At 63.5% G+C, this 665-nt stretch carries 2 protein-coding genes and 1 pseudogene; all 3 read left to right on the top strand.

Annotated features, from left to right (window positions below):
* The coding region (locus IPF36_RS34300) for a phage tail protein (RefSeq protein WP_195432380.1) at positions 1 to 218 on the top strand (218 nt) is incomplete at its 5' end.
* Positions 215 to 448, top strand: coding sequence for a tail protein X (locus IPF36_RS34295; protein ID WP_195432377.1), 234 nt, complete (start codon positions 215 to 217; stop codon positions 446 to 448). The genes IPF36_RS34300 and IPF36_RS34295, both read left to right, overlap by 4 nt.
* 3 nt (positions 449 to 451) lie before the next feature.
* Positions 452 to 665 (top strand): annotated as a pseudogene (locus IPF36_RS34290) (hypothetical protein); the annotation flags it as partial.

The raw sequence follows: 665 nt of genomic DNA, 5'->3' as shown, positions 1-665 counted from the left end.
CCGCACTCGAGGCGGCACGTGCGGCCAAGATCCCGCTGCCGCTGATGCGTGGCGACTTCATCCCGCTCGGCTGGGTGCTTATCCAAGGTTTGGCGGAGAAGTCTGCCTATTTGGATCACCACGGCGTCGGTCGGGAGATCCGGTTCACCGTCAACCTGTTGCGGGTCGGCTCACCTAGCGCCGGCATGGCTGCATCCATCCTGAGGCTGTTCCTGTGACTGAGAAGTACGTGACCGAGACCGTCAAGACCGAGCACATGACGCTGTCGCAGCTGGTTTGGCGCATGTTCGGCCGTCAGCCCGCCGGATACGTCGAGCGGGTGCTCGCCTTCAACCAGGATCTCGCTTTGCAGTCGCCGTACCTTACCGTCGGTTCGGTGGTGAAGCTGCCGATCGAGAACATCGAGGCGGACACGCGCCGGCGCGATGTCGTCAGGCTGACGGACTAGCTCATGTTCATCAAGGGCAGTTACAAGGTCACGATCGACGGTCGGGACGTCACCAGCCGTTTGCGTCCGCTCTTGAAGGATCTCTGTATCGAGCGGGCCGCCGGCGAGGCTGCCGACAGCCTCGACCTGACGCTCGCTGATCCCTATGGCGGCATCGTGATGCCGCGCGATCGCGCCCCGGTCGAAGTGGAGCTCAACGGGCAGTGGGGGTTCATTG

The sequence above is a fragment of the Cupriavidus sp. IK-TO18 genome (assembly GCF_015549295.1).
In the GTDB taxonomy this organism is placed as follows: Bacteria; Pseudomonadota; Gammaproteobacteria; order Burkholderiales; family Burkholderiaceae; genus Cupriavidus; species Cupriavidus oxalaticus_A.
The sequence above is the reverse complement of the archived record's forward strand: the minus strand, read 5'-3'. Positions and strand labels throughout refer to the sequence as shown.